22 protein-coding genes are annotated in these 21836 nt (G+C 41.0%); 20 read left to right on the top strand and 2 right to left on the bottom strand.

What is annotated here, in order from left to right; translation table 11 throughout:
• Positions 1–7 precede the first annotated feature (7 nt).
• From rpsK to D8803_RS00590, 7 genes are all read left to right on the top strand, one after another.
• Positions 8–391, top strand: a complete 384-nt coding sequence (gene rpsK, locus D8803_RS00620) for a 30S ribosomal protein S11 (RefSeq protein ID WP_001118385.1) — start codon at positions 8–10, stop codon at positions 389–391.
• A 42-nt stretch (positions 392–433) separates the two neighbouring features.
• On the top strand, positions 434–1369 hold the full coding sequence (locus D8803_RS00615; protein WP_000568993.1) for a DNA-directed RNA polymerase subunit alpha: 936 nt from the start codon (positions 434–436) through the stop codon (positions 1367–1369).
• An 11-nt stretch (positions 1370–1380) separates the two neighbouring features.
• Complete coding sequence (rplQ, locus tag D8803_RS00610) at positions 1381–1767, top strand: 50S ribosomal protein L17 (protein ID WP_000331493.1); 387 nt, start codon at positions 1381–1383, stop codon at positions 1765–1767.
• 263 nt (positions 1768–2030) lie between these two features.
• Positions 2031–2297, top strand: a complete 267-nt coding sequence (locus D8803_RS00605) for an ACT domain-containing protein (protein ID WP_000644108.1) — start codon at positions 2031–2033, stop codon at positions 2295–2297.
• A gap of 9 nt (positions 2298–2306) precedes the next feature.
• Complete coding sequence (locus D8803_RS00600; protein WP_131199948.1) at positions 2307–3644, top strand: PFL family protein; 1338 nt, start codon at positions 2307–2309, stop codon at positions 3642–3644.
• A gap of 236 nt (positions 3645–3880) precedes the next feature.
• Positions 3881–4573: a histidine phosphatase family protein gene (locus D8803_RS00595; protein ID WP_131199947.1), complete on the top strand. Its 693-nt coding sequence runs from the start codon at positions 3881–3883 to the stop codon at positions 4571–4573.
• A 519-nt stretch (positions 4574–5092) separates the two neighbouring features.
• Positions 5093–5530, top strand: coding sequence for a hypothetical protein (locus tag D8803_RS00590; RefSeq protein ID WP_131199946.1), 438 nt, complete (start codon positions 5093–5095; stop codon positions 5528–5530).
• A gap of 353 nt (positions 5531–5883) precedes the next feature.
• On the opposite strand, the gene D8803_RS00585 is transcribed toward D8803_RS00590, so the two are convergent.
• Entirely contained in the window at positions 5884–6744 is an 861-nt protein-coding gene (locus tag D8803_RS00585) for a hypothetical protein (protein ID WP_223804967.1), read from the bottom strand.
• Positions 6745–7069: 325 nt separating this feature from the next.
• Here D8803_RS00585 and leuS point away from each other — a divergent pair, with 325 nt between their 5' ends.
• The 11 genes from leuS to D8803_RS00525 all read left to right on the top strand — a co-directional run bounded on the left by leuS (position 7070) and on the right by D8803_RS00525 (position 17760).
• Positions 7070–9571, top strand: a complete 2502-nt coding sequence (leuS, locus tag D8803_RS00580) for a leucine--tRNA ligase (protein ID WP_131199945.1) — start codon at positions 7070–7072, stop codon at positions 9569–9571.
• Between the two features lie 173 nt (positions 9572–9744).
• Entirely contained in the window at positions 9745–10158 is a 414-nt protein-coding gene (locus D8803_RS00575) for a YjdF family protein (RefSeq protein WP_084948355.1), read from the top strand.
• Between the two features lie 497 nt (positions 10159–10655).
• Positions 10656–11522, top strand: coding sequence for an ATP-binding cassette domain-containing protein (locus D8803_RS00565; RefSeq protein ID WP_061418348.1), 867 nt, complete (start codon positions 10656–10658; stop codon positions 11520–11522).
• Positions 11522–12364, top strand: coding sequence for an ABC transporter permease (locus D8803_RS00560; protein WP_061418345.1), 843 nt, complete (start codon positions 11522–11524; stop codon positions 12362–12364). Before D8803_RS00565 ends, D8803_RS00560 begins: the two co-directional genes overlap by 1 nt.
• Before the next feature lie 18 nt (positions 12365–12382).
• Entirely contained in the window at positions 12383–12838 is a 456-nt protein-coding gene (locus D8803_RS00555; protein ID WP_057488807.1) for a LytTR family DNA-binding domain-containing protein, read from the top strand.
• A gap of 9 nt (positions 12839–12847) precedes the next feature.
• On the top strand, positions 12848–13267 hold the full coding sequence (locus D8803_RS00550) for a DUF3021 domain-containing protein (protein WP_000825488.1): 420 nt from the start codon (positions 12848–12850) through the stop codon (positions 13265–13267).
• Between the two features lie 94 nt (positions 13268–13361).
• The gene (locus D8803_RS00545; RefSeq protein ID WP_131199944.1) at positions 13362–14057 is read left to right on the top strand and encodes a GNAT family N-acetyltransferase; all 696 of its coding nucleotides are present in this window, start codon (positions 13362–13364) and stop codon (positions 14055–14057) included.
• Positions 14058–14068: 11 nt separating this feature from the next.
• Positions 14069–14485: a GNAT family N-acetyltransferase gene (locus D8803_RS00540; protein WP_131199943.1), complete on the top strand. Its 417-nt coding sequence runs from the start codon at positions 14069–14071 to the stop codon at positions 14483–14485.
• Between the two features lie 385 nt (positions 14486–14870).
• Positions 14871–15869, top strand: a complete 999-nt coding sequence (gene ruvB, locus D8803_RS00535; RefSeq protein WP_131199942.1) for a Holliday junction branch migration DNA helicase RuvB — start codon at positions 14871–14873, stop codon at positions 15867–15869.
• Positions 15850–16422 (top strand): nucleotidyltransferase family protein, encoded by a 573-nt coding sequence (locus D8803_RS00530; RefSeq protein WP_131199941.1) that lies wholly within the window; start codon positions 15850–15852, stop codon positions 16420–16422. The genes ruvB and D8803_RS00530 overlap by 20 nt, the downstream gene beginning before the upstream one ends.
• A 333-nt stretch (positions 16423–16755) precedes the next feature.
• A complete protein-coding gene (locus tag D8803_RS00525) occupies positions 16756–17760 on the top strand; it encodes a sugar transferase (protein ID WP_038805827.1) in 1005 nt (334 codons plus the stop codon).
• 266 nt (positions 17761–18026) lie between these two features.
• Here the strand turns inward: D8803_RS00525 and D8803_RS00520 are convergent, their stop codons facing one another.
• Positions 18027–18440 carry an EamA family transporter gene (locus tag D8803_RS00520; protein WP_125453696.1) on the bottom strand — a complete coding sequence of 138 codons (414 nt, stop codon included), beginning with the start codon at positions 18438–18440 and terminating at the stop codon, positions 18027–18029.
• Between the two features lie 215 nt (positions 18441–18655).
• Between D8803_RS00520 and glmS the strand changes: the two genes are divergently transcribed.
• Entirely contained in the window at positions 18656–20464 is a 1809-nt protein-coding gene (gene glmS, locus D8803_RS00515; protein ID WP_131199940.1) for a glutamine--fructose-6-phosphate transaminase (isomerizing), read from the top strand.
• Between the two features lie 110 nt (positions 20465–20574).
• Positions 20575–21627 (top strand): LLM class flavin-dependent oxidoreductase, encoded by a 1053-nt coding sequence (locus D8803_RS00510; RefSeq protein ID WP_125453690.1) that lies wholly within the window; start codon positions 20575–20577, stop codon positions 21625–21627.
• Positions 21628–21836 lie beyond the last annotated feature (209 nt).

The following is a 21836-nucleotide window of genomic DNA, read 5'->3' as shown; positions in this document are numbered from 1 at the left end:
AAAAGTCTTGGCTAAACCAACACGTAAACGTCGTGTGAAAAAGAATATCGAATCTGGTATTGCTCATATTCACGCTACATTTAATAACACTATTGTTATGATTACTGATGTGCATGGTAATGCAATCGCTTGGTCATCAGCTGGTGCTCTTGGTTTCAAAGGTTCTCGTAAATCTACACCATTCGCTGCTCAAATGGCTTCTGAAGCTGCTGCTAAATCTGCACAAGAACACGGTCTTAAATCAGTTGAAGTTACTGTAAAAGGTCCAGGTTCTGGTCGTGAGTCAGCTATTCGTGCGCTTGCTGCCGCTGGTCTTGAAGTAACAGCAATTCGTGATGTGACTCCAGTGCCACACAATGGTGCTCGTCCTCCAAAACGTCGCCGTGTATAATCATTGCATTACACTGCTTTTCGTTTAAGAGGGAGTAACTAAATGATCGAGTTTGAAAAACCAAATATAACAAAAATTGATGAAAATAAAGATTATGGCAAGTTTGTAATCGAACCACTTGAACGTGGCTACGGTACAACTCTTGGTAACTCTCTTCGTCGTGTACTACTAGCTTCTCTACCAGGAGCGGCAGTGACATCTATCAACATTGAAGGTGTCTTGCATGAGTTCGACACAGTTCCAGGTGTTCGTGAAGATGTGATGCAAATCATTTTGAACATTAAAGGGATTGCAGTGAAATCATACGTTGAAGACGAAAAAATCATTGAGCTTGACGTTGAAGGTCCTGCTGAAATTACAGCTGGAGACATTTTGACTGACAGTGATATTGAGATTGTAAATCCAGATCATTATCTCTTTACAATTGGTGAAGGTTCTTCTCTAAAAGCGACAATGACTGTTAACAGTGGTCGTGGATATGTACCTGCTGATGAAAACAAAAAAGATAATGCACCAGTTGGAACACTTGCTGTAGATTCTATTTATACACCAGTTACAAAAGTCAACTATCAAGTAGAGCCTGCTCGTGTAGGTAGCAATGATGGATTTGACAAATTAACCCTTGAAATCTTGACTAATGGAACAATTATTCCAGAAGATGCTTTAGGGCTTTCAGCACGAATTTTGACAGAACATCTTGATTTGTTTACAAATCTTACTGAGATTGCTAAGTCAACTGAAGTGATGAAAGAAGCTGATACTGAATCTGACGATCGTATTTTGGATCGTACGATTGAGGAACTGGACTTGTCTGTGCGTTCATACAACTGTTTGAAACGTGCCGGTATCAACACTGTGCATGATTTGACAGAAAAATCTGAAGCAGAGATGATGAAAGTACGAAATCTTGGACGCAAGAGTTTGGAAGAAGTGAAACTCAAACTCATTGACTTGGGTCTTGGATTAAAAGATAAATAAAGGAGGAATACATGGCTTACCGTAAACTAGGACGCACTAGCTCACAACGTAAAGCAATGCTTCGCGATTTGACAACTGACCTTTTGATCAACGAATCAATCGTGACAACTGAAGCTCGTGCTAAAGAAATCCGTAAAACTGTTGAAAAAATGATTACTCTAGGTAAACGTGGTGATTTGCATGCACGTCGTCAAGCAGCTGCTTTCGTACGTAATGAAATCGCATCTGAAAACTATGATGAAGCAACTGATAAGTACACTTCTACTACAGCACTTCAAAAATTGTTCTCAGAAATCGCACCTCGTTATGCTGAACGTAACGGTGGATACACTCGTATCCTTAAAACTGAACCACGTCGTGGTGATGCAGCGCCAATGGCGATCATCGAATTAGTATAAAATCATCAATTTTGTTGAGTGTTATGATGATGGAGTCTTGTGCTCTTAGTCTAGCTCTGGTCTACCGCTGGGACTTCGGTCCTAGCGGGAACACTCATCATCATTTGATAGGGTAGACGCTTGTTTACGAAATTGTTTTTTGTTTAAGAACAACTTCGTAAGCAGGCGTTTTTTAGTATTTTTGACGGAAATATGCTATACTAGGAAAAAAGAAAATCAAAAACGTTCAGGTTTTCTAACAATCGTAGAAATGGGGTATAAGGATGAAGGCTATTATTACAGTGGTTGGCAAGGACAAGGCTGGTATTGTTGCAGGCGTGTCTACTAAGATTGCAGAGTTGGGTTTGAATATTGACGATATTTCTCAAACAGTACTGGATGAATATTTTACCATGATGGCGGTCGTTTCTAGTGACGAAAAACAAGATTTTACCTCTCTCAGAAATGAGTTTGAAACTTTCGGTCAGACCTTGAATGTCAAAATCAATATTCAAAGTGCAGCGATTTTTGATGCTATGTACAATATCTAGGAGGTAGCTATGGATATTAGACAAGTTACGGAAACCATTGCCATGATCGAAGAGCAGAATTTCGATATTAGAACTATCACCATGGGCATTTCCCTTTTGGACTGTATTGATCCAAATATCAATCGTGCTGCTGAAAAGATTTACCAAAAAATCACTACTAAAGCGGCAAATCTAGTGGCTGTGGGAGATGAGATTGCTGCAGAACTTGGGATTCCTATTGTTAATAAACGAGTATCGGTGACTCCGATTTCCTTGATTGGAGCGGCGACTGATGAGACGGACTATGTTGTTTTAGCAAAAGCACTTGACAGGGCTGCTAAGGAGATTGGTGTTGACTTTATCGGTGGATTCTCAGCTTTGGTACAAAAAGGCTACCAAAAAGGAGATGAGATACTCATCAATTCTATCCCACGCGCTCTAGCTGAGACAGACAAGGTTTGTTCGTCTGTTAATATTGGCTCGACCAAGTCAGGTATCAACATGACTGCGGTCGCAGATATGGGACGTATCATCAAGGAAACAGCTGCGCTGTCAGATATGGGAGCTGCCAAATTGGTTGTATTTGCTAATGCTATTGAGGACAATCCTTTTATGGCGGGGGCCTTCCATGGTGTCGGGGAAGCAGATGTCATCATCAATGTTGGAGTTTCAGGTCCTGGTGTGGTCAAGCGTGCCTTAGAAAAAGTTCGTGGACAGAGCTTTGATGTAGTAGCCGAGACGGTTAAGAAAACGGCCTTTAAGATTACTCGTATCGGTCAATTAGTTGGTCAGATGGCTAGCGAGAGACTGGGTGTTGACTTTGGAATTGTCGACCTAAGCTTGGCGCCGACTCCTGCAGTTGGTGATTCTGTGGCACGTGTCCTTGAGGAAATGGGTCTAGAAACAGTTGGTACGCATGGAACGACGGCTGCCCTCGCTCTTTTGAATGACCAAGTTAAGAAGGGTGGTGTTATGGCTTGTAATCAGGTCGGTGGCTTGTCAGGTGCTTTTATTCCCGTTTCTGAAGATGAGGGTATGATTGCTGCGGTACAAAATGGCTCTCTGAATTTAGAAAAACTGGAAGCCATGACAGCTATCTGTTCTGTTGGACTGGATATGATTGCTATTCCAGAAGATACGCCTGCTGAGACCATTGCGGCTATGATTGCGGATGAAGCGGCAATCGGTGTTATTAACATGAAAACAACGGCCGTCCGTATCATTCCAAAGGGCAAAGAAGGCGATATGATTGAGTTTGGTGGCTTGCTAGGAACAGCTCCAGTTATGAAAGTCAACGGGGCTTCATCTGTCGATTTCATCTCTCGTGGAGGTCAAATTCCTGCTCCTATCCATAGTTTTAAAAATTAATAAAAAAGAGAGAGGATTTAAGTTGGGTTTAAGGATGACTGTGTATACTATAATCATTAAATAAAGATCTCCTAACTTTATTTAATTAGAATCCTAAACTTTTTCATAATAATCTCCTAGGAAAGCTACCGTTAGGGTAGCTTTTCTTGTGGGAAAATTACGAGAGCGGACTTTACTGTTGAAAGCCGAATATTTCTTTGTTCCATGATATAATAGAAGAAAATGGAGGATAGAAAATGTCTAAAGTAAGATTGTACTTGATCCGTCATGGTAAAACGATGTTTAACACGATTGGACGTGCTCAAGGATGGAGTGATACGCCTCTAACCGCAGAAGGTGAGTTGGGAATCCATGAACTGGGAATTGGCTTGAGAGAGTCTGGTTTGCAGTTTGACCGCGCTTATTCCAGTGATTCAGGGCGCACCATTCAGACCATGGGAATCATTCTTGAAGAACTTGGCTTGCAGGGGAAAATCCCTTACCGCATGGACAAGCGAATCCGTGAGTGGTGTTTTGGTAGTTTTGATGGGGCCTATGATGGGGACCTCTTTATGGGGTTGATTCCGAGAATTTTCAATGTAGACCATGTTCATCAGTTGTCCTATGCAGAGCTAGCAGAAGGTCTAGTTGAGGTTGATACTGCAGGCTGGGCAGAAGGTTGGGAAAAACTCAGTGGTCGAATCAAGGAAGGTTTTGAAACGATTGCCAAAGAAATGGAAGAACAAGGTGGGGGCAATGCTCTCGTTGTGAGCCATGGAATGACGATTGGTACCATTGTATATCTGATCAATGGCATGCATCCGCATGGCCTCGATAATGGTAGCGTGACCATTCTTGAATATGAGAACGGCCAGTTTACGGTCCAAGTTGTCGGCGATCGTAGTTATCGGGAGCTGGGACGTGAGAAGATGGAAGAAAATAAGCATTGATAAAGATAGCTTCGCGTAGAAAGTATGACATATAGCAGTCGAAATATAATCTGAGTTCGCAGGTCTTATAACCACTAAAAGACAGTTTGAAATAGCTGTCTTTTTAATGTTTAACTATTTTAGTCTTTTATAAAATTATTTTGCTGAAAATTTTATAAAAGATAAGTACTTTCCCTCTTGACATTATAAATAATTTATGGCAAAATGAATCCAAAGGATAACTTTGGATCTGTTTTTACTTTTGTGTACATAGATCCAGATTAGAAAAAAGAGGAAACGCACTACAAAAAGATTGTCACTGAGATTTAGATGAAGCTATATATTAAAATTTCATTTCTCATGGCAGCACCCGCTATTTGACGTAGCTCGGGTTGTATACTATGATGATATTTTTGTTTTGATATATGCACATCTGCTCCAGTATGACTTCAATGTAGGGTGTTTTCTCTTTATTTTATATCCTCCTAAGTAGCTAGATCACTTTCTTCACCTCTTTTTAAAACAAAGGAGGTAGGTACAATGTATCTTACACAAAGTGACCCTGTGTCACATGAAGATGTGCTAATGAATACTAAAAAAGATTTATTAGCTTTGTTTATTGCTTCGCAAAAATCCCAAGAGGATTTGAATTATCAGTTTGCTATCAGGATTCCTTCAATTCTTGAATCTGTTTATATGATTTTGCGAAAGAAGTGGGTTCCTTCGGAAAAAATACTGGATACAACTAGTACGAAGAAACAAAAAGCTATACGACGAGCGTTATTCTTGTCAATTAGTATTATTCTGATTTTAATACTTCGTCCTCCAAACAAGTATTTGCTTTTAATTAGTCTATTCGAGAAAGCTTGTCCAGTTTTGAGAGTTCTGTTTGAGTGGATAGTGAATCGGTTGGGTAGGTTGCTATCAAGTATTAAAACTAAAAAACGGCTACGCAAGAATAAGCGTAACCGAAAATAATAAAATTCTCCTAGTGGAGAGGTGACCTCTTCCATAAGCTATGGCCGTAGCTTATGGAGTTACTTAGGTAAAGAACTGCTTCCGTTTTCGGAAGTGGTTTTTTATGTTGGAGTTACTATTTATTACATTCTCAGAAAATTCGAAATTTTCGAAAATGTACAAAAATTCATTCACCATACGAAAACGATGAAATCTTTTTATTTTTGGGGTAAGTAAATCACCAAAAAATTAATAATAACTTTCCGAATTATACCAAAAATTGTCTAACTTGTCAATATAAAATTAGACGTTCTTGAAAGATAAAATATCTTTCAAGCCTATTATATCACATATTCAAATAGATAAGCAATCTTTTATATAAATAATTTAGTTAATTTTAAAAAATATTTATATTTTTTGTAATATAATTTATGATATCGAAACATTTTTGTCACAAAAATAGTGTATACGGAGTGTCCTTTTTTAAAATCATTCACACCCAATATTTCTATATTAATAGGTAATCCTTTAACCTTATTTTTAAACTCCTCCCCCAATTCCCTAAAAAACTCAACATCAGTTTCAATCTCCAAAATCTTAATTAAGGCTTTGGGAGTATCTGTTAGGTGGAAGGCGTTGTATTCGAATGTTGTTCTTTCGTCAGATTCAGTGATGAAGATTAAGACGAGGTTATCGTTCTGGAAGCCAGATAGTTCTCCTTTTTCCACAATTATCTCATGTCTGCCACCACCAGAAATTAAACCATATTCAATCAGGCGTGAAACTTCGTTGCCTTTAACGCCATATTTAGTGAACAAATCTAAAAAATCAGCGTGTGAGATTAAGTAGTGGTCTAAAACAGTTTCGCCTGAAAACTCATCAAAAGAATTATCATAAAAAGTAAAAGGAGCTATTTTTCTGAACAGTTGGAGTTCTTCTTCTGAAAAACGATTTAAGTCTTGAGTAATCCGCTTTGAATAACCGTTAGCTCGTGATACAAGCTCTTCTAATGGTTTTGAAATAACTTCTGTTTCTTGGCTAAAGTCTGGCTCAATATACTGTTGCTGTTTGTTGTGCTGGCAAGCTAAAGCATAGAATAGACACTCAGCTAGAAAAAGATAAGGTCGGTCTTGGTGGTTAAGTTTGTAAGGCTGCTTTAAACCTAATAAAACGGGCTTTGGCAGCTTTTGCGATTCTTCTATTAGTTCAAAAAAATCTTCTAACGTGTCAGCCAACAAGAACTTATTTTCTTTATAGTTGGTGTCGCTTAATCGCTTCTCAGCTTGAAAGATATAGCTGGAAAAGTCTTTTTCTGTTATCTCATCTTTGGACGATCCCGTAAAAGGTTCGTCCTTTATTTTGTCCTGTAAATAGTTTATTGAAGCTTGTGTCCGCTAGATAAGCCAAAGAGTCTTCGTGTAAGACGAGCGATAAGCCCACGCTAACTTTCTTTCTATCAGACCAAGCCTTTCTTGATAATGGAGGGGAAAGATTATTTCTCGACTTTCAAATTCCCTCAAAAATGGTATAATAGTAACATCACAAAATTGGAGAGAGACCATGAGTTTTTACAATCATAAAGAAATTGAGCCTAAGTGGCAGGGCTACTGGGCTCAACATCATACATTTAAGACAGGAACAGATGCATCAAAACCGAAGTTTTATGCTCTCGATATGTTCCCATATCCGTCTGGAGCGGGTCTGCACGTAGGACACCCAGAAGGCTACACTGCAACCGATATTCTCAGCCGCTACAAACGTGCGCAAGGCTACAATGTCCTTCACCCAATGGGCTGGGATGCTTTTGGTTTGCCAGCTGAGCAGTACGCTATGGATACGGGGAATGACCCGGCAGAGTTTACAGCGGAAAACATTGCCAACTTCAAACGTCAAATCAATGCGCTTGGATTCTCTTACGATTGGGATCGTGAAGTCAACACAACAGATCCAAACTACTACAAGTGGACTCAGTGGATCTTCACCAAGCTCTACGAAAAAGGATTGGCCTATGAAGCCGAAGTACCAGTAAACTGGGTGGAAGAATTGGGAACTGCCATTGCCAACGAAGAAGTCCTTCCTGACGGAACTTCTGAGCGTGGAGGCTACCCCGTTGTCCGCAAACCAATGCGCCAATGGATGCTCAAAATCACTGCCTATGCGGAGCGCTTGCTCAATGACTTGGATGAACTTGATTGGCCAGAGTCTATCAAGGACATGCAACGCAACTGGATTGGCAAATCAACTGGTGCTAATGTCACCTTCAAAGTGAAAGGGACTGACAAGGAATTCACCGTCTTTACCACTCGCCCTGACACCCTTTTTGGTGCAACCTTCACTGTTTTGGCTCCTGAGCATGACTTGGTTGATGCTATCACAAGTCCAGAGCAAGCTGAGGCAGTAGCTGACTACAAACACCAAGCTAGTCTCAAGTCTGACTTGGCTCGTACCGACCTTGCTAAGAAAAAAACAGGGGTTTGGACGGGCGCTTATGCCATCAACCCTGTCAATGGCAAAGAAATTCCAATCTGGATTGCGGACTATGTTCTTGCTAGCTATGGTACAGGTGCGGTAATGGCTGTTCCTGCCCATGACCAACGTGACTGGGAATTTGCCAAACAATTTGACCTTCCAATCGTAGAAGTACTTGAAGGTGGTAATGTAGCAGAAGCTGCCTACACAGAAGACGGTCTTCATGTCAATTCAGACTTCCTAGATGGATTGAATAAAGAAGACGCTATTGCTAAGATTGTGGCTTGGTTGGAAGAAAAAGGCTGCGGTCAAGAAAAAGTCACCTACCGTCTCCGCGACTGGCTCTTTAGCCGTCAACGTTACTGGGGTGAGCCAATTCCAATCATTCATTGGGAAGATGGGACTTCAACAGCTATTCCTGAAAGTGAATTGCCACTTGTCTTGCCAGTCACCAAGGACATCCGCCCTTCAGGTACAGGGGAGAGTCCATTGGCTAACTTGACAGACTGGCTTGAAGTGACTCGTGAGGATGGCGTCAAAGGTCGTCGTGAAACAAACACTATGCCACAATGGGCTGGTTCAAGCTGGTACTACCTCCGTTATATTGACCCACACAATACTGAGAAATTGGCTGATGAGGACATCCTCAAACAATGGTTGCCTGTAGATATTTATGTTGGTGGTGCAGAGCATGCCGTTCTTCACTTGCTTTACGCTCGTTTCTGGCATAAATTCCTCTATGACCTCGGTGTTGTTCCGACTAAGGAACCATTCCAAAAACTCTTTAACCAAGGGATGATTTTGGGAACAAGCTACCGTGACCACCGTGGAGCTCTTGTAGCGACTGATAAGGTTGAAAAACGTGACGGTTCTTTCTTCCATGTGGAAACAGGAGAAGAACTGGAGCAAGCACCAGCCAAGATGTCTAAATCCCTCAAGAACGTTGTTAACCCAGACGATGTGGTGGAACAATATGGTGCCGATACCCTTCGCGTCTATGAAATGTTCATGGGACCACTTGACGCTTCAATCGCTTGGTCTGAGGAAGGTCTGGAAGGAAGTCGTAAATTCCTTGACCGTGTTTACCGTTTGATTACAAGTAAAGAAATCGTTGCGGAAAACAATGGCGCTCTTGACAAGGTTTATAACGAAACCGTTAAATCTGTTACTGAGCAAATCGAATCCATGAAATTCAACACAGCCATTGCCCAACTTATGGTCTTTGTCAACGCTGCTAATAAGGAAGACAAACTCTATGTGGACTACGCCAAAGGCTTTATCCAATTGATTGCCCCATTTGCACCTCACTTGGCAGAAGAACTCTGGCAAACAGTTGCAGCAACAGGTGAGTCCATCTCTTACGTGGCTTGGCCAACTTGGGACGAAAGTAAATTGGTTGAAGATGAAATCGAAATCGTCGTCCAAATCAAAGGTAAAGTTCGTGCCAAACTCATGGTTACGAAAGACCTATCACGCGAAGAATTGCAAGAAATTGCTCTGGCTGATGAAAAAGTCAAAGCGGAGATTGACGGTAAGGAAATCGTGAAGGTGATTGCGGTACCTAACAAGTTGGTAAATATCGTTGTGAAATAAGATAGGAATCCTTCAGAGTAGAATCTGGAGGATTTTTAAATTGGATTATGCTATAATAGTCCCAACTAAGATAAAAACACAGTTCTGGTTGGTAGTCCAGACGTAGGCAAGCCTATCAGTAACCTTCCTCCTTGGTTGTCCATTCTTAGGGATAGATTTAAGGAGGTGCTGTCGTGGAAATCGTTTCAATTGGCTTGACAGTTTATTTTGAAGATGGATTTTGGCATGGATTGTTTGAACAAGAGTATGAGGGAACTTATCAAGTTTGTCGAGTGACATTTGGTCAGGAACCAAAAGAGGATGAAATTTTGAAACTTTTACAGACTCAGTTTGTTCGGTTATCTTTTAGTCCAGAGGCAACAGTCAAACATCATGTGAAGATTAAGAATCCGAAGCGTTTGCAGCGAGCTGTAAAGAAACAGGTGAAGCAGAAAGTTTCTTCTAAGTCACAAGAGCTTTTGCAGTTGCAGCACGAAGAACGAAAAAAGCATTCAAAACAACAGTCCAGTCTCCAAAAGCAATTGCTCAAACAAGAGAAATTTGAACGCAAACAGCAAAAACGTAGAGAGAAACACAAGGGGCACTAGTGATTCTCTTTCATAAAATAGAACAGCTCTTCTTGGATAACAAGAGCTGTTTTTGCTTGTATTGAAGATTTCTTTCCTAATAGATAGACTTATCGTTAATGGCAGTTTCAAATTCAGGACCATACTTGCTTGCTTCAAATTCAATCCTGCCCCATTCAGCATTTTCATTTCACTAGAAGGGAGTGTGTGCCATGATTTCTGATTCATTTTTTATTGTTTGGTTTAGCGAGAACAATACTATTGACTCTTGGATTTTTCTACCGGATGTTATAAAACTCTTCTTTTATAGCGCATGTTTAAAAATATAATGTGTGGTTGTAAGTGTTTTTCAACATCCTCTAGTGATTCGATAGGAGAAAAACGGTTGCAGCCTGCTCTACTTTAATTTAACCCCCATTATTTTACCACTTGGCCTTTCATTTTAACTGCTTATCTCAAAAGTCGATTTTTCTTTCATTCTTTTTGTTAAACTAGTGTGGTTAAGAGGAGGAAAAAATATGATTTTACAAGCGAAACATTTGACTAAACGGTACGGCAATCATATGGCTGTCGATGATATTCAGTTAGAGTTTGAAAAAGGAAGTTTCAATGCTATTTTGGGACCCAATGGTGCAGGGAAATCAACCACTATTTCCATGTTAATCGGTTTGAAAAAGCCGACACAAGGTCAGATTCGATATGCGCCAAATACGAAAATCGGAGTGGTTTTTCAAGCTAGTGTACTGGATGAGATGTTGACGGTTAGGGAAAATCTCACGATTCGTGCTCAACAGTATAAGGAGATTGCGGCAAGTCGTGTGGATGATTTGATTCATCAACTGGGTTTGACTGCATTCCAGAAACAACTATATGGGACTTTGTCAGGTGGGCAAAAACGTCGGGTTGATATTGCACGTGCTCTTCTTTCGCGACCAGATATTCTTTTCTTGGATGAACCAACCACAGGTCTTGATATTCAGACGCGCAAATCCATCTGGGATCTACTGTATCGACTACAAAAGGATGAAGGGATGACTATTATCTTAACGACTCATTATCTGGATGAAGCAGATGAAGCGGATCAGATCTATATCGTTGATCATGGGAAAGTGATTGCGCAAGGTTCTGCGACTGCTATTAAAAGTCAGTATGCATCTAATATCCTAAAAATTCGTTTTAAGGAAATGAAGGATTTAGAAAAGCTGCTACAGGCTGGAATGACAGTAGAGGAAGAAAATGAGTTGGAATATCTTTTTTATCCAAGGACGTCACAGGAAGCCATTGAATATTTGGCAAAAGTTCGAGAAGAAATTGATTCTTTTGAGTTTCGTCCGGGCACTATGGATGATGCCTTTATTGCACTTACAGGAAGAGAGGTTCGCTAATGCTAGCTTTATTGAAACGGAATTTTATTTTATATTTTCGTAATCGTTCGGGAGTATTTTTCTCATTATTGGGGGCATTGATTTCCTTCCTCCTTTATATCATTTTTTTGCAGAAGAACTTGACGGATGCTTGGTCTCAACTCCCTGATAATACGAACCTTTTAAATAACTGGCTGATGGGTGGGACCTTGGCTGTGACTGGGATTACAACCAGTTTTACGGCTCTTACACAAATGGTACAGGATCGTGAAAATCAAGTAGATCAAGATCTTTTCTTGACAGATTTAGGTAGCTGGGGCTTACAGGCGTCCTATCTAATCAGCAGTATTATCATTTCTTTTGTCATGCAGGTGTTTATGTTTGCTGTTATGAGCCTTTATTTTAAAGAAAGTCCAGTTATCAGCCATTTACCGGAAATCGCTTTGATTATGTTATTAAGCAGTCTGATTTCAAGTTTGGTAAATGTTCTCTTGATTTACCGTTTTCAATCTGTAGATAGCCTTGGCAAACTGGCAACGATAGTGGGAACTGCCTCTGGATTTTTAGTAGGAACTTATATCCCCATTGGAGTATTACCTGATTCTGCACAGCTTTTCATGAAATGTACCCCTGCAACTTATATTGCTTCTCTCTATCGACAAGTCTTGATGAAAGAGCGGTTAGAGACCGCATTTTCAGGAAATAACAGTCTGTTACAGGAATTTCAAGAAAAAATGGGAATCCAAATCAACTGGCAAGAACTATTGACAAAGGAAGAAACATACTTTATAGTGGTTATTATCAGTCTCGTCGCTATTCTTCTTTGGATGTTATTTGTTAAAGTGTTTAGCAAGAGAAAATAAAGATGTATTGGAGAGAAAATGAAGATTCGTTTTGAAATGAAGACAGAGTTTTCAGAAAAAGACCCACACATTTTAATTCAGGCAGCTCAGTTAACCGACCAAGCAAGAGAGGTCATGGAGTATTTAGAACAATTTTCAACGACTAATCAGGTGGTCATTCCTATTCGAACGGATGATCATCTGGTTATGGTGAAAATTGAGGATCTTATTCTAGCAGATATTGATAAGAGTTTGTTGACCATTTATACGGTAGATGGGATTTATAAAACTAAGGAAACATTGACAAACTTTCAGAATCGGGTTAACCGACGTAACTTTATACAGATATCACGTCATTCAATTATAAACATTGACCATCTAGAGTCATTATCGGATAGCTTTTCAGGGAACATGATGGCTAAGATGACTCGGGGTATCAAATCGAGTGTGAGTCGGAAATACGTTAAGTCCTTAATGGATTATCTAGGTTTATAGGAGAAAATCATGAAGCGATTGATTGCTTATTTTGTATCGGGAATGCGTACGGCCTCCTTTGTTTATTTGAGTTTGGTGTTATTGGCTCAGTTTTATTCAGGTATTACCTATCCCACACCAACGACAAAAAATATTCTAGCTTTGTTTTTGATGAGCGGAATTATGGGGGTATTGACCTTAATCCTTGAAAGGCTAGAGTTTCTTGCTTATAGTATGCGTGTAGGAGTTCATTTGTTAGCGACAGCTACTATCTTAGTATTAACCTACCTATTTTTTGGCTGGGGTTCAGCATTGTTGAGTCCCTTGCTTTGGTTCTTTTTCTTATTAATTTATGGACTGATATGGTTGTACCAGATCTGGCAAACTCACAAGCTCACCCAACGAATTAATCAGGCCTTAGAAGATAAAAGAAAGAAAACGAATCACTAATGTAGTGTTGAGGATGAGGTTTGAGGAGAGTGCTAGTTTCCATATAGAGCAAATTATGATATAGTATTTTCAGCGTAAAGCAAGGAGAAAAACGATGCCAGTAAATGAATATGGTCAGATAATTGGTGAGTCAATGGAAGGTTATACTCCAGGAGAATTGCCTTCCATTGATTTCTTAGAAGGGCGCTACGCTCGGATAGAGGCTCTTTCGGTGGAAAAGCATGCGGAGGATTTATTAGCTGTTTATGGTCCAGGTACTCCTCGGGAGATGTGGACCTACCTCTTTCAGGAACCAGTGGCAGATATGGAGGAACTGGTTAGCCTTTTAAATCAGATGTTGGCTCGTAAGGATCGCTTTTACTATGCGATTGTAGACAAGGCAACTGGTAAGGCCTTGGGAACTTTTTCTCTCATGCGCATTGACCAGAATAACCGAGTAATAGAAGTGGGTGCCGTCACTTTTTCTCCAGAGCTCAGGGGAACACGTATAGGGACAGAGGCTCAGTATCTCCTAGCGCGATATGTTTTTGAGGAGCTTAACTATCGTCGCTATGAGTGGAAATGCGACGCTCTAAATCTTCCATCAAGACGAGCTGCGGAACGTTTGGGCTTTGTCTATGAAGGAACCTTCCGTCAGGCAGTTGTTTATAAGGGGCGTACGAGGGATACGGATTGGCTCTCTATGATTGATAAGGACTGGCCTCAAGTCAAAGCTCGTTTGGAAGCATGGCTGGCTCCTAAAAATTTTGACAAGAATGGACGGCAGTACAAGAGTTTGAGAGAAATCTAAGAGGTGTTGACATGATTACCGTTAGAAAGCAAGAATTAGTAAATATAAATGATGTTTTGCATCTCTATCAGGCAGTCGGTTGGACAAATTATACCCATCAACCTCAGATGCTGGAGAAGGCCTTGTCTCACTCATTAGCGATTTATCTGGCACTTGATGGCAATGCCGTGGTGGGCTTGGTCCGTTTGGTCGGAGATGGTTTCTCATCGATTTTTGTCCAGGATTTGATCGTTTTGCCTAGCTATCAGCGCCAAGGGATTGGTAGCGACTTGATGAAAGAGGCTTTAGGTGACTTCAAAGATGCCTATCAAGTCCAACTAGTGACCGAACAGACAGAAAAAAACTTGGGATTCTATCGTTCTCTGGGATTTAAAACCTTATCTACTTATGATTGCACAGGAATGATTTGGGTCGATCGAAAAAAATAAAAATAATTATTTTTCTTAAGTAAAGTTTAAGTCTCCTCGTGTATCATATAGTTATTAAATAAAGACCTCCTAACTTTATTTAATGAAATCCTAAACTTTTCTTTTTCATCATAATCTCCTAAAGAAGTCACCCAATCAGGTGGCTTTTTTGTGACTTGAGAAAGGAAATTTCATTTGGAAAAAATTTTTCTAAAAAAATGATAAATCAGAAAAAAGTTAAGGTAATTTTAAGTCTCCTCGTGTATCATATAGTCATTAGATAAAGACCTCCTAACTTTATTTAATGAAATCCTAATCCTTTCTTTTTCATAATAATCTCCCTAAAGAGGCCACCCAATCAGGTGGCTTTTTTGTTTGTGGTTTGGATTTTTGATATAATAGAGGTATGAGTAGAATTTTAGATAATGAGATAATAGGGGACGAGGAGTTAGTAGAACGTACGCTCCGTCCTCAATACTTACGTGAATATATCGGGCAGGATAAGGTCAAGGACCAGCTGCAAATCTTTATCGAAGCTGCCAAAATGCGGGATGAAGCGCTGGACCATGTGCTCTTATTTGGGCCTCCAGGTTTGGGGAAAACGACCATGGCCTTTGTCATTGCTAACGAATTAGGTGTCAATCTCAAGCAAACGTCTGGTCCTGTCATTGAAAAAGCGGGTGATCTGGTAGCGATTTTGAATGATTTGGAGCCTGGGGACGTCCTCTTTATTGACGAGATTCATCGCTTGCCCATGTCAGTAGAAGAGGTGCTTTATAGTGCCATGGAGGACTTCTACATTGACATTATGATTGGGGCTGGAGAAGGCAGTCGCAGTGTCCATTTGGACTTGCCGCCATTCACCTTAATCGGAGCGACGACCCGTGCGGGTATGCTTTCAAACCCTCTACGAGCACGTTTTGGGATTACGGGTCATATGGAATACTATGCCCACGCTGACTTGACGGAAATTGTTGAACGAACGGCAGATATTTTTGAGATGGAAATCACTCATGAGGCAGCTGCTGAGCTGGCCTTACGCAGTCGTGGAACTCCTCGTATCGCAAATCGTCTCCTCAAGCGCGTGCGCGACTTTGCCCAGATTATGGGAAATGGGGTTATCGATGATGTTATTACTGATAAGGCCTTGACGATGCTGGACGTAGACCATGAAGGATTGGACTATGTGGACCAAAAAATCCTTCGTACCATGATTGAGATGTACGGTGGTGGTCCTGTCGGTTTAGGAACTCTTTCTGTTAATATTGCCGAGGAGCGTGAGACGGTCGAAGATATGTACGAACCTTACCTGATCCAAAAAGGATTTATCATGCGGACACGGTCTGGACGGGTTGCAACAGCTAAAGCATATGAGCATTTAGGTTATGAATACAGTGAAAAATGAGCACGAAATTCTAGAGGCTTTCAGAGAAAATCCAGATATGATGACTATTCTGACCATCATCCGTGACCTTGATCTGAAAGACTCGTGGTTGGCAGCAGGTTCTGTCAGGAATTTCATCTGGAACCTCTTGTCAGACAAATCGCCTTTTGATAGTGAGACGGATGTGGATGTGATTTTCTTTGATCCAGATGTTTCTTATGAGGAAACAGTATCCCTAGAGAGCAAGTTGAGAGAGGATTTTCCGCAGTATCAGTGGGAGTTGAAAAATCAGGTCTATATGCATCTGCACAGTCCCCACACTGTTCCCTATATCAGCTCCTGTGATGCGATGGCTAAGTATCCCGAGCGTTGTACAGCGATAGGGCTTCGCTTGCATGCCGACGCAACTTTGGAGTTCTTTGCGCCTTATGGTATAGAGGATATTTTGAAGTTTCAGGTTTCCCCAACTCCTCATTTTTTAGAGAATGAGGACCGAATGAAGCTCTATCAAGAACGCTTGTCCAAGAAAAATTGGCAAGAAAAATGGGAAAATCTCACTTTCTCAAATCTTTGAAAAGAAGTTAGTGACTTGATCGCATAAGAATTCTATATGTGAGCTTGTAGTCATCACAAGATAAACATAGAAATCTAAAGATGCAAAAAATTATATAGTCAACAGGAACAACTCATTCAATCTATCATAGCTAACAAAGATACCGAATTTGTGTGATTAAGTGAGAAAAACGTCTATTAAGGCTATCCTTATTGTTCTTGGAAGATAAGACTCCTGAAAAATTATCCCAAGTAACTAACTTGAGCTTGAAAATTAGCATGTAAACGCTTTTGAAAAGTCGTAAATTATGATACAATGTTTAGAGAAATTACTGAGACGAGGATTTAGAAAACAATGAAAGTACATTTCACAAATTTATTTGGGCAAGCATCAACGAGTGTTGCCTTGATGGCGCAGAACAATGTCATGAAAATTGTTCGAGACTTTGGAGTTAACGAACTGGGGATATATTTTTATGATGCAAGCCATGAACCGTGGGAAGAACTGAACTCGCGAATGGATGGAATTGTCGCGGGGGTATCTTATGGAGATGTCGTTTTTTTCCAATCTCCTTCATGGAATAGTGTTGAATGGGACAATCACTTGGTAGAAAAGTTAAAGCTTTCTCATGTAAAAATGGTGATGTTTATCCATGATGTTCAGCCACTAATGTTTGAGAGCAATTATTATCTTATGAAGGCCCACATTGACATGTATAATAAATGTGATGTGGTGGTAGTACCATCCGAACAAATGTACCAGAAACTCGTTTCAGAAGGATTAACCGTCAAGAACTACGTTGTTCAAACACTCTGGGATCTTCCCCATGGTTTGGAACTCTATACTCCAAAATTTGAGAAAAAATTAATCTTCTCAGGGGATCCATCTCGTTTTCCACATATTGTTGACTGGAAACACAGTACCCCCCTTCATGTTTATGCTACGAGAGCAGAGGGAGTAGATTATTCCAAAGTCCATCTTGAAGGTTGGCGAACTCAGCAGGAATTATTGTTGGAGTTGTCTAAAGGAGGAGGTTTTGGCCTAGTATGGGGAAATTCCGAAAATCCTGCGGAAGAGCGTGACTACTACAAAGAAAATGTTTCTTATAAGTTGACAACTTATCTGGCCGCGGGTATTCCTGTGGTTGTGCCAGACTATCTTTCTAATGTGGACTATATCCGTGAGAAAGGATTGGGTTTTGTCGTCTCCAGTTTGGAAGAAGCTAGCCGCGTGGTTCAGGAATGTACGGCAGAAGAGTATGATCAAATGGTCACAAGAGCAAAATATACAGCTTACTTAATTAAAAATGGTTATTTCACAAAGAAATTGTTTATTGATTCTATGATGCTCTTAGATTAGTCAAAAGTCAGTCATCGGTTTACCACATTCAGATTTGGAAAGGCAAAATTTCAAGTCGAAGTTAGCCATTTGGGATAATTAGTTTTTTGTCGACTGTGTAGTGGGATGATGAAAAACCACATCTTGGAGGGAACCAATTTGGTTCTCTCCTTTTTGCTAGACGCTTGAAGCTGATTTCCTCTATTTATAAATTTAGACGTAACAAAACACCCCAAAACTATCTAACTTTTTTTGGGGGAAAAGTCATATATGGAGGAGGATGAGGATTACAAAATCATCGCCAAGGTCCCAATCGTAATCAGTATACAGCCAATGATTGTTTTAAACGTCAGGACATCCTGTAGAAAGAAAAAGGCTAAAACGAGTGTAATGACGAGACTAAACTTATCGACAGCAGATACCTCAGTCGCATTGCCCATCTGCAAGGCCTTGTAGTAGCAGAGCCAGGAGGCACCCGTTGCCAAACCAGACAGGATGAGAAAGAGCCAACTTTTTCTACTGATGTTGACAATCTCAGTCTGACTATTGGTCAAGAAAACCATAGCCCAAGCCATTAGGATGACGACGACCGTACGAATGGCTGTTGCTAGATTGGACGGAACTCCCTCAATCCCAATCTTGGCTAAAATAGAAGTTAAGGCTGCAAAGACAGCAGATAAAAGTGCGAAGAAAAACCACATGGTAACTACCTCCTCTCTCTATTATAAGTAATCGAATCCTACTTGTCAGTTCTCAAGTGAAATCTTGCTCTGATGGCATTTTAAAAAGCTATACCAATTTTTATACTTGACAAGCGAGAAAAACAAGTATATACTGTCTTTGCTGGTTCTGTAAAAGGAAAATCAGACTATACCAATTTAAGGGGAAAGCACAGCTGGTCTGTGTCGTATATACTATGTGTGGAATTGTTGGTGTTGTTGGAAACACAAATGCAACTGATATTTTGATTCAAGGGCTTGAAAAGCTTGAATACCGTGGCTATGATTCTGCGGGAATTTTTGTCCTAGGTGGTGCTGAAAATCATCTAGTCAAGGCTGTTGGCCGTATCGCTGAATTGTCTGCTAAAACTACTGGTGTTGAGGGAACAACTGGTATCGGACATACGCGTTGGGCGACTCACGGGAAACCAACTGAAGATAATGCTCACCCACACCGCTCTGAGACAGGACGCTTTGTCTTGGTGCACAATGGGGTGATTGAAAACTACCTTGAGATCAAGGAAGAATACCTTGCAGATCACCACTTCAAGGGGCAAACAGATACGGAAATCGCAGTGCACTTGATTGGAAAATTTGCAGAAGAAAAAGGTCTTTCAGTTCTTGAAGCTTTCAAAAAAGCCCTTCACATCATCCGTGGTTCTTATGCCTTTGCCTTGATTGACTCTGAAAAACCAGATGTCATCTATGTGGCGAAAAATAAATCACCACTTTTGATTGGTCTTGGAGAAGGCTATAATATGGTCTGCTCAGATGCTATGGCTATGATTCGTGAGACTAACCAATACATGGAAATTCATGACCAAGAGTTGGTAATCGTCAAGGCTGATAGTGTCGAAGTTCAAGACTATGATGGCAACAGCCGTGAGCGTGCTAGCTACACTGCCGAACTCGACTTGTCAGATATCGGGAAGGGGACTTACCCTTACTACATGCTCAAGGAAATCGATGAGCAACCAACTGTGATGCGTAAACTCATCCAAGCCTATACAGATGAGGCTGGTCAAGTAGTAGTAGACCCAGCTATCATTAAGGCTGTTCAAGATGCGGACCGCATCTACATCCTTGCAGCTGGAACATCTTACCATGCAGGATTTGCTTCTAAGAAGATGCTGGAAGAATTGACAGATACACCAGTAGAACTTGGAATTTCATCTGAGTGGGGCTATGGTATGCCACTTCTCAGCAAGAAACCACTCTTTATCTTTATCAGCCAGTCTGGTGAAACAGCTGACAGCCGTCAAGTTTTGGTCAAGGCCAATGAATTAGGCATCCCAAGCTTGACAGTGACAAACGTGCCAGGTTCAACCCTTTCACGCGAAGCCAACCATACCATGCTCCTTCACGCGGGTCCTGAAATCGCCGTAGCATCAACTAAGGCTTATACAGCGCAAATTGCAGCCCTTGCCTTCCTTGCAAAAGCAGTCGGTGAAGCAAATGGCAATGCTAAAGCACAAGCCTTTGATCTGATTCGTGAGCTGTCTATCGTGGCTCAGTCTATCGAATCAACCCTTTCTGAGAAGGAAACGATTGATGCCAAGGTTCGAGAGCTTCTTGAAACAACTCGCAACGCCTTTTACATCGGACGTGGTCAAGACTACTATGTAGCCATGGAAGCCAGTCTCAAACTCAAAGAGATTTCTTATATCCAGTGTGAAGGTTTTGCGGCAGGAGAACTCAAGCACGGAACTATTGCCTTGATTGAAGAGGGGACACCTGTTTTGGCCCTCTTGTCAGATCCAGTCCTTGCTAACCACACTCGTGGAAATATCCAAGAGGTTGCAGCACGTGGTGCTAAGGTTCTTACCATCGCAGAAGAAAATGTTGCCAAAGATACAGACGATATCGTCCTAACGACCGTACACCCTTACCTCTCACCAATCTCAATGGTCGTACCAACGCAATTAGTCGCTTACTTTGCAACACTCCACCGTGGCCTTGATGTGGACAAACCGCGTAATCTTGCTAAGTCAGTAACAGTAGAATAAACCAAGAAAGTCTAGTTGATCTAGGCTTTTTCTAATGAGCAAATTTATTGAAAATAAAACTAATTAGTGATAAAATACCCTAAAACTAAAAGAGATAGCGAGGAAACAGGATGGTAGAATTAGGAATTTCAACATTTGGTGAAACAACAGCTCTAGAAGCGACTGGGCAGATTTACAGTCATGATGAACGCATTCGTCAGTTGGTGGCAGAAATTGAGCTGGCTGATAAGGTTGGTTTGGATGTGTACGGGATTGGGGAGCATCATCGGGAGGACTTTGCGGTATCGGCGCCAGAGATTGTTCTTGCAGCTGGTGCAGTCAATACCAAGAAAATTCGTTTGACCAGTGCAGTCAGCATACTCTCGAGTATGGATCCGATTCGCTTGTTCCAACAATATGCCACCATTGATGCCTTGTCAAATGGACGTGCAGAGATTATGGCTGGGCGTGGTTCATTCACCGAGTCCTTCCCTCTGTTTGGCTATGACTTGAAAGACTACGAAGCTCTCTTTGATGAAAAGTTAGATCTGCTTCAGCTGGCAAATGAAAGCACCAAAGTGAACTGGCAGGGACAATTGACCCAAAGCATTGCTGGAAAAGAAGTTTATCCCCGTCCAGTTCAGGACAAATTGCCATTGTGGGTGGCGACAGGTGGTTATGTAGAGTCAACAGTGAAGATAGCTCAGGCGGGGCTACCGATTGTATATGCCATTATCGGTGGCAATCCGCGTTATTTCAAGAAATTGATTCAAGCTTATCGTGAGATTGGTAGGGAGGCCGGTCATGCTGAAAAAAATCTGAAAGTGGGCGCTCATTCTTGGGGCTGGATTGCTGAAGATGGCGAGCGGGCTGTAAAAGATTATTTCCATCCGACCAAGCAAGTGGTGGATGCAATTTCCAAGGACCGTCCACACTGGCAGGAGTTGACCTATGAGCAATATTTGGAGCAAGTTGGGCCAAATGGTGCTATGTTTGTGGGAAATCCAGACCAGGTCGCAGAAAAATTGATTCGCATGATTGAGGATTTAGACTTGGACCGCTTTATGCTCCATCTACCGCTTGGTTCCATGCCACATGACCAGGTTCTGAGAGCTATTGAACTCTTTGGCACACAAGTGGCACCCAAAATACGTGCTTACTTTTCCATGAAAGAGGGGGTATAAAAAAATCCAATCGGCTTGATAGAAAATCTATATCAGCTTCTTTTTGAAAAATAGATGAAAATAAAGTGAATCTTTGAAAGGCTAGTAACTTCAAGCTTTTCAGGGATTTTTTTCGTTAGAGATATAAAAATTCCCAATCAAGTCAATAGTCAATATATATTGGGAAAAGGGGAAAAGGAGTGGTAAGATGGTTTCAATCCAAATGGAAG

Source organism: Streptococcus oralis, from assembly GCF_003943385.1.
Classification (GTDB): Bacteria; Bacillota; Bacilli; order Lactobacillales; family Streptococcaceae; genus Streptococcus; species Streptococcus oralis_CA.
This window is presented reverse-complemented; position numbering and strand designations above follow the sequence as displayed.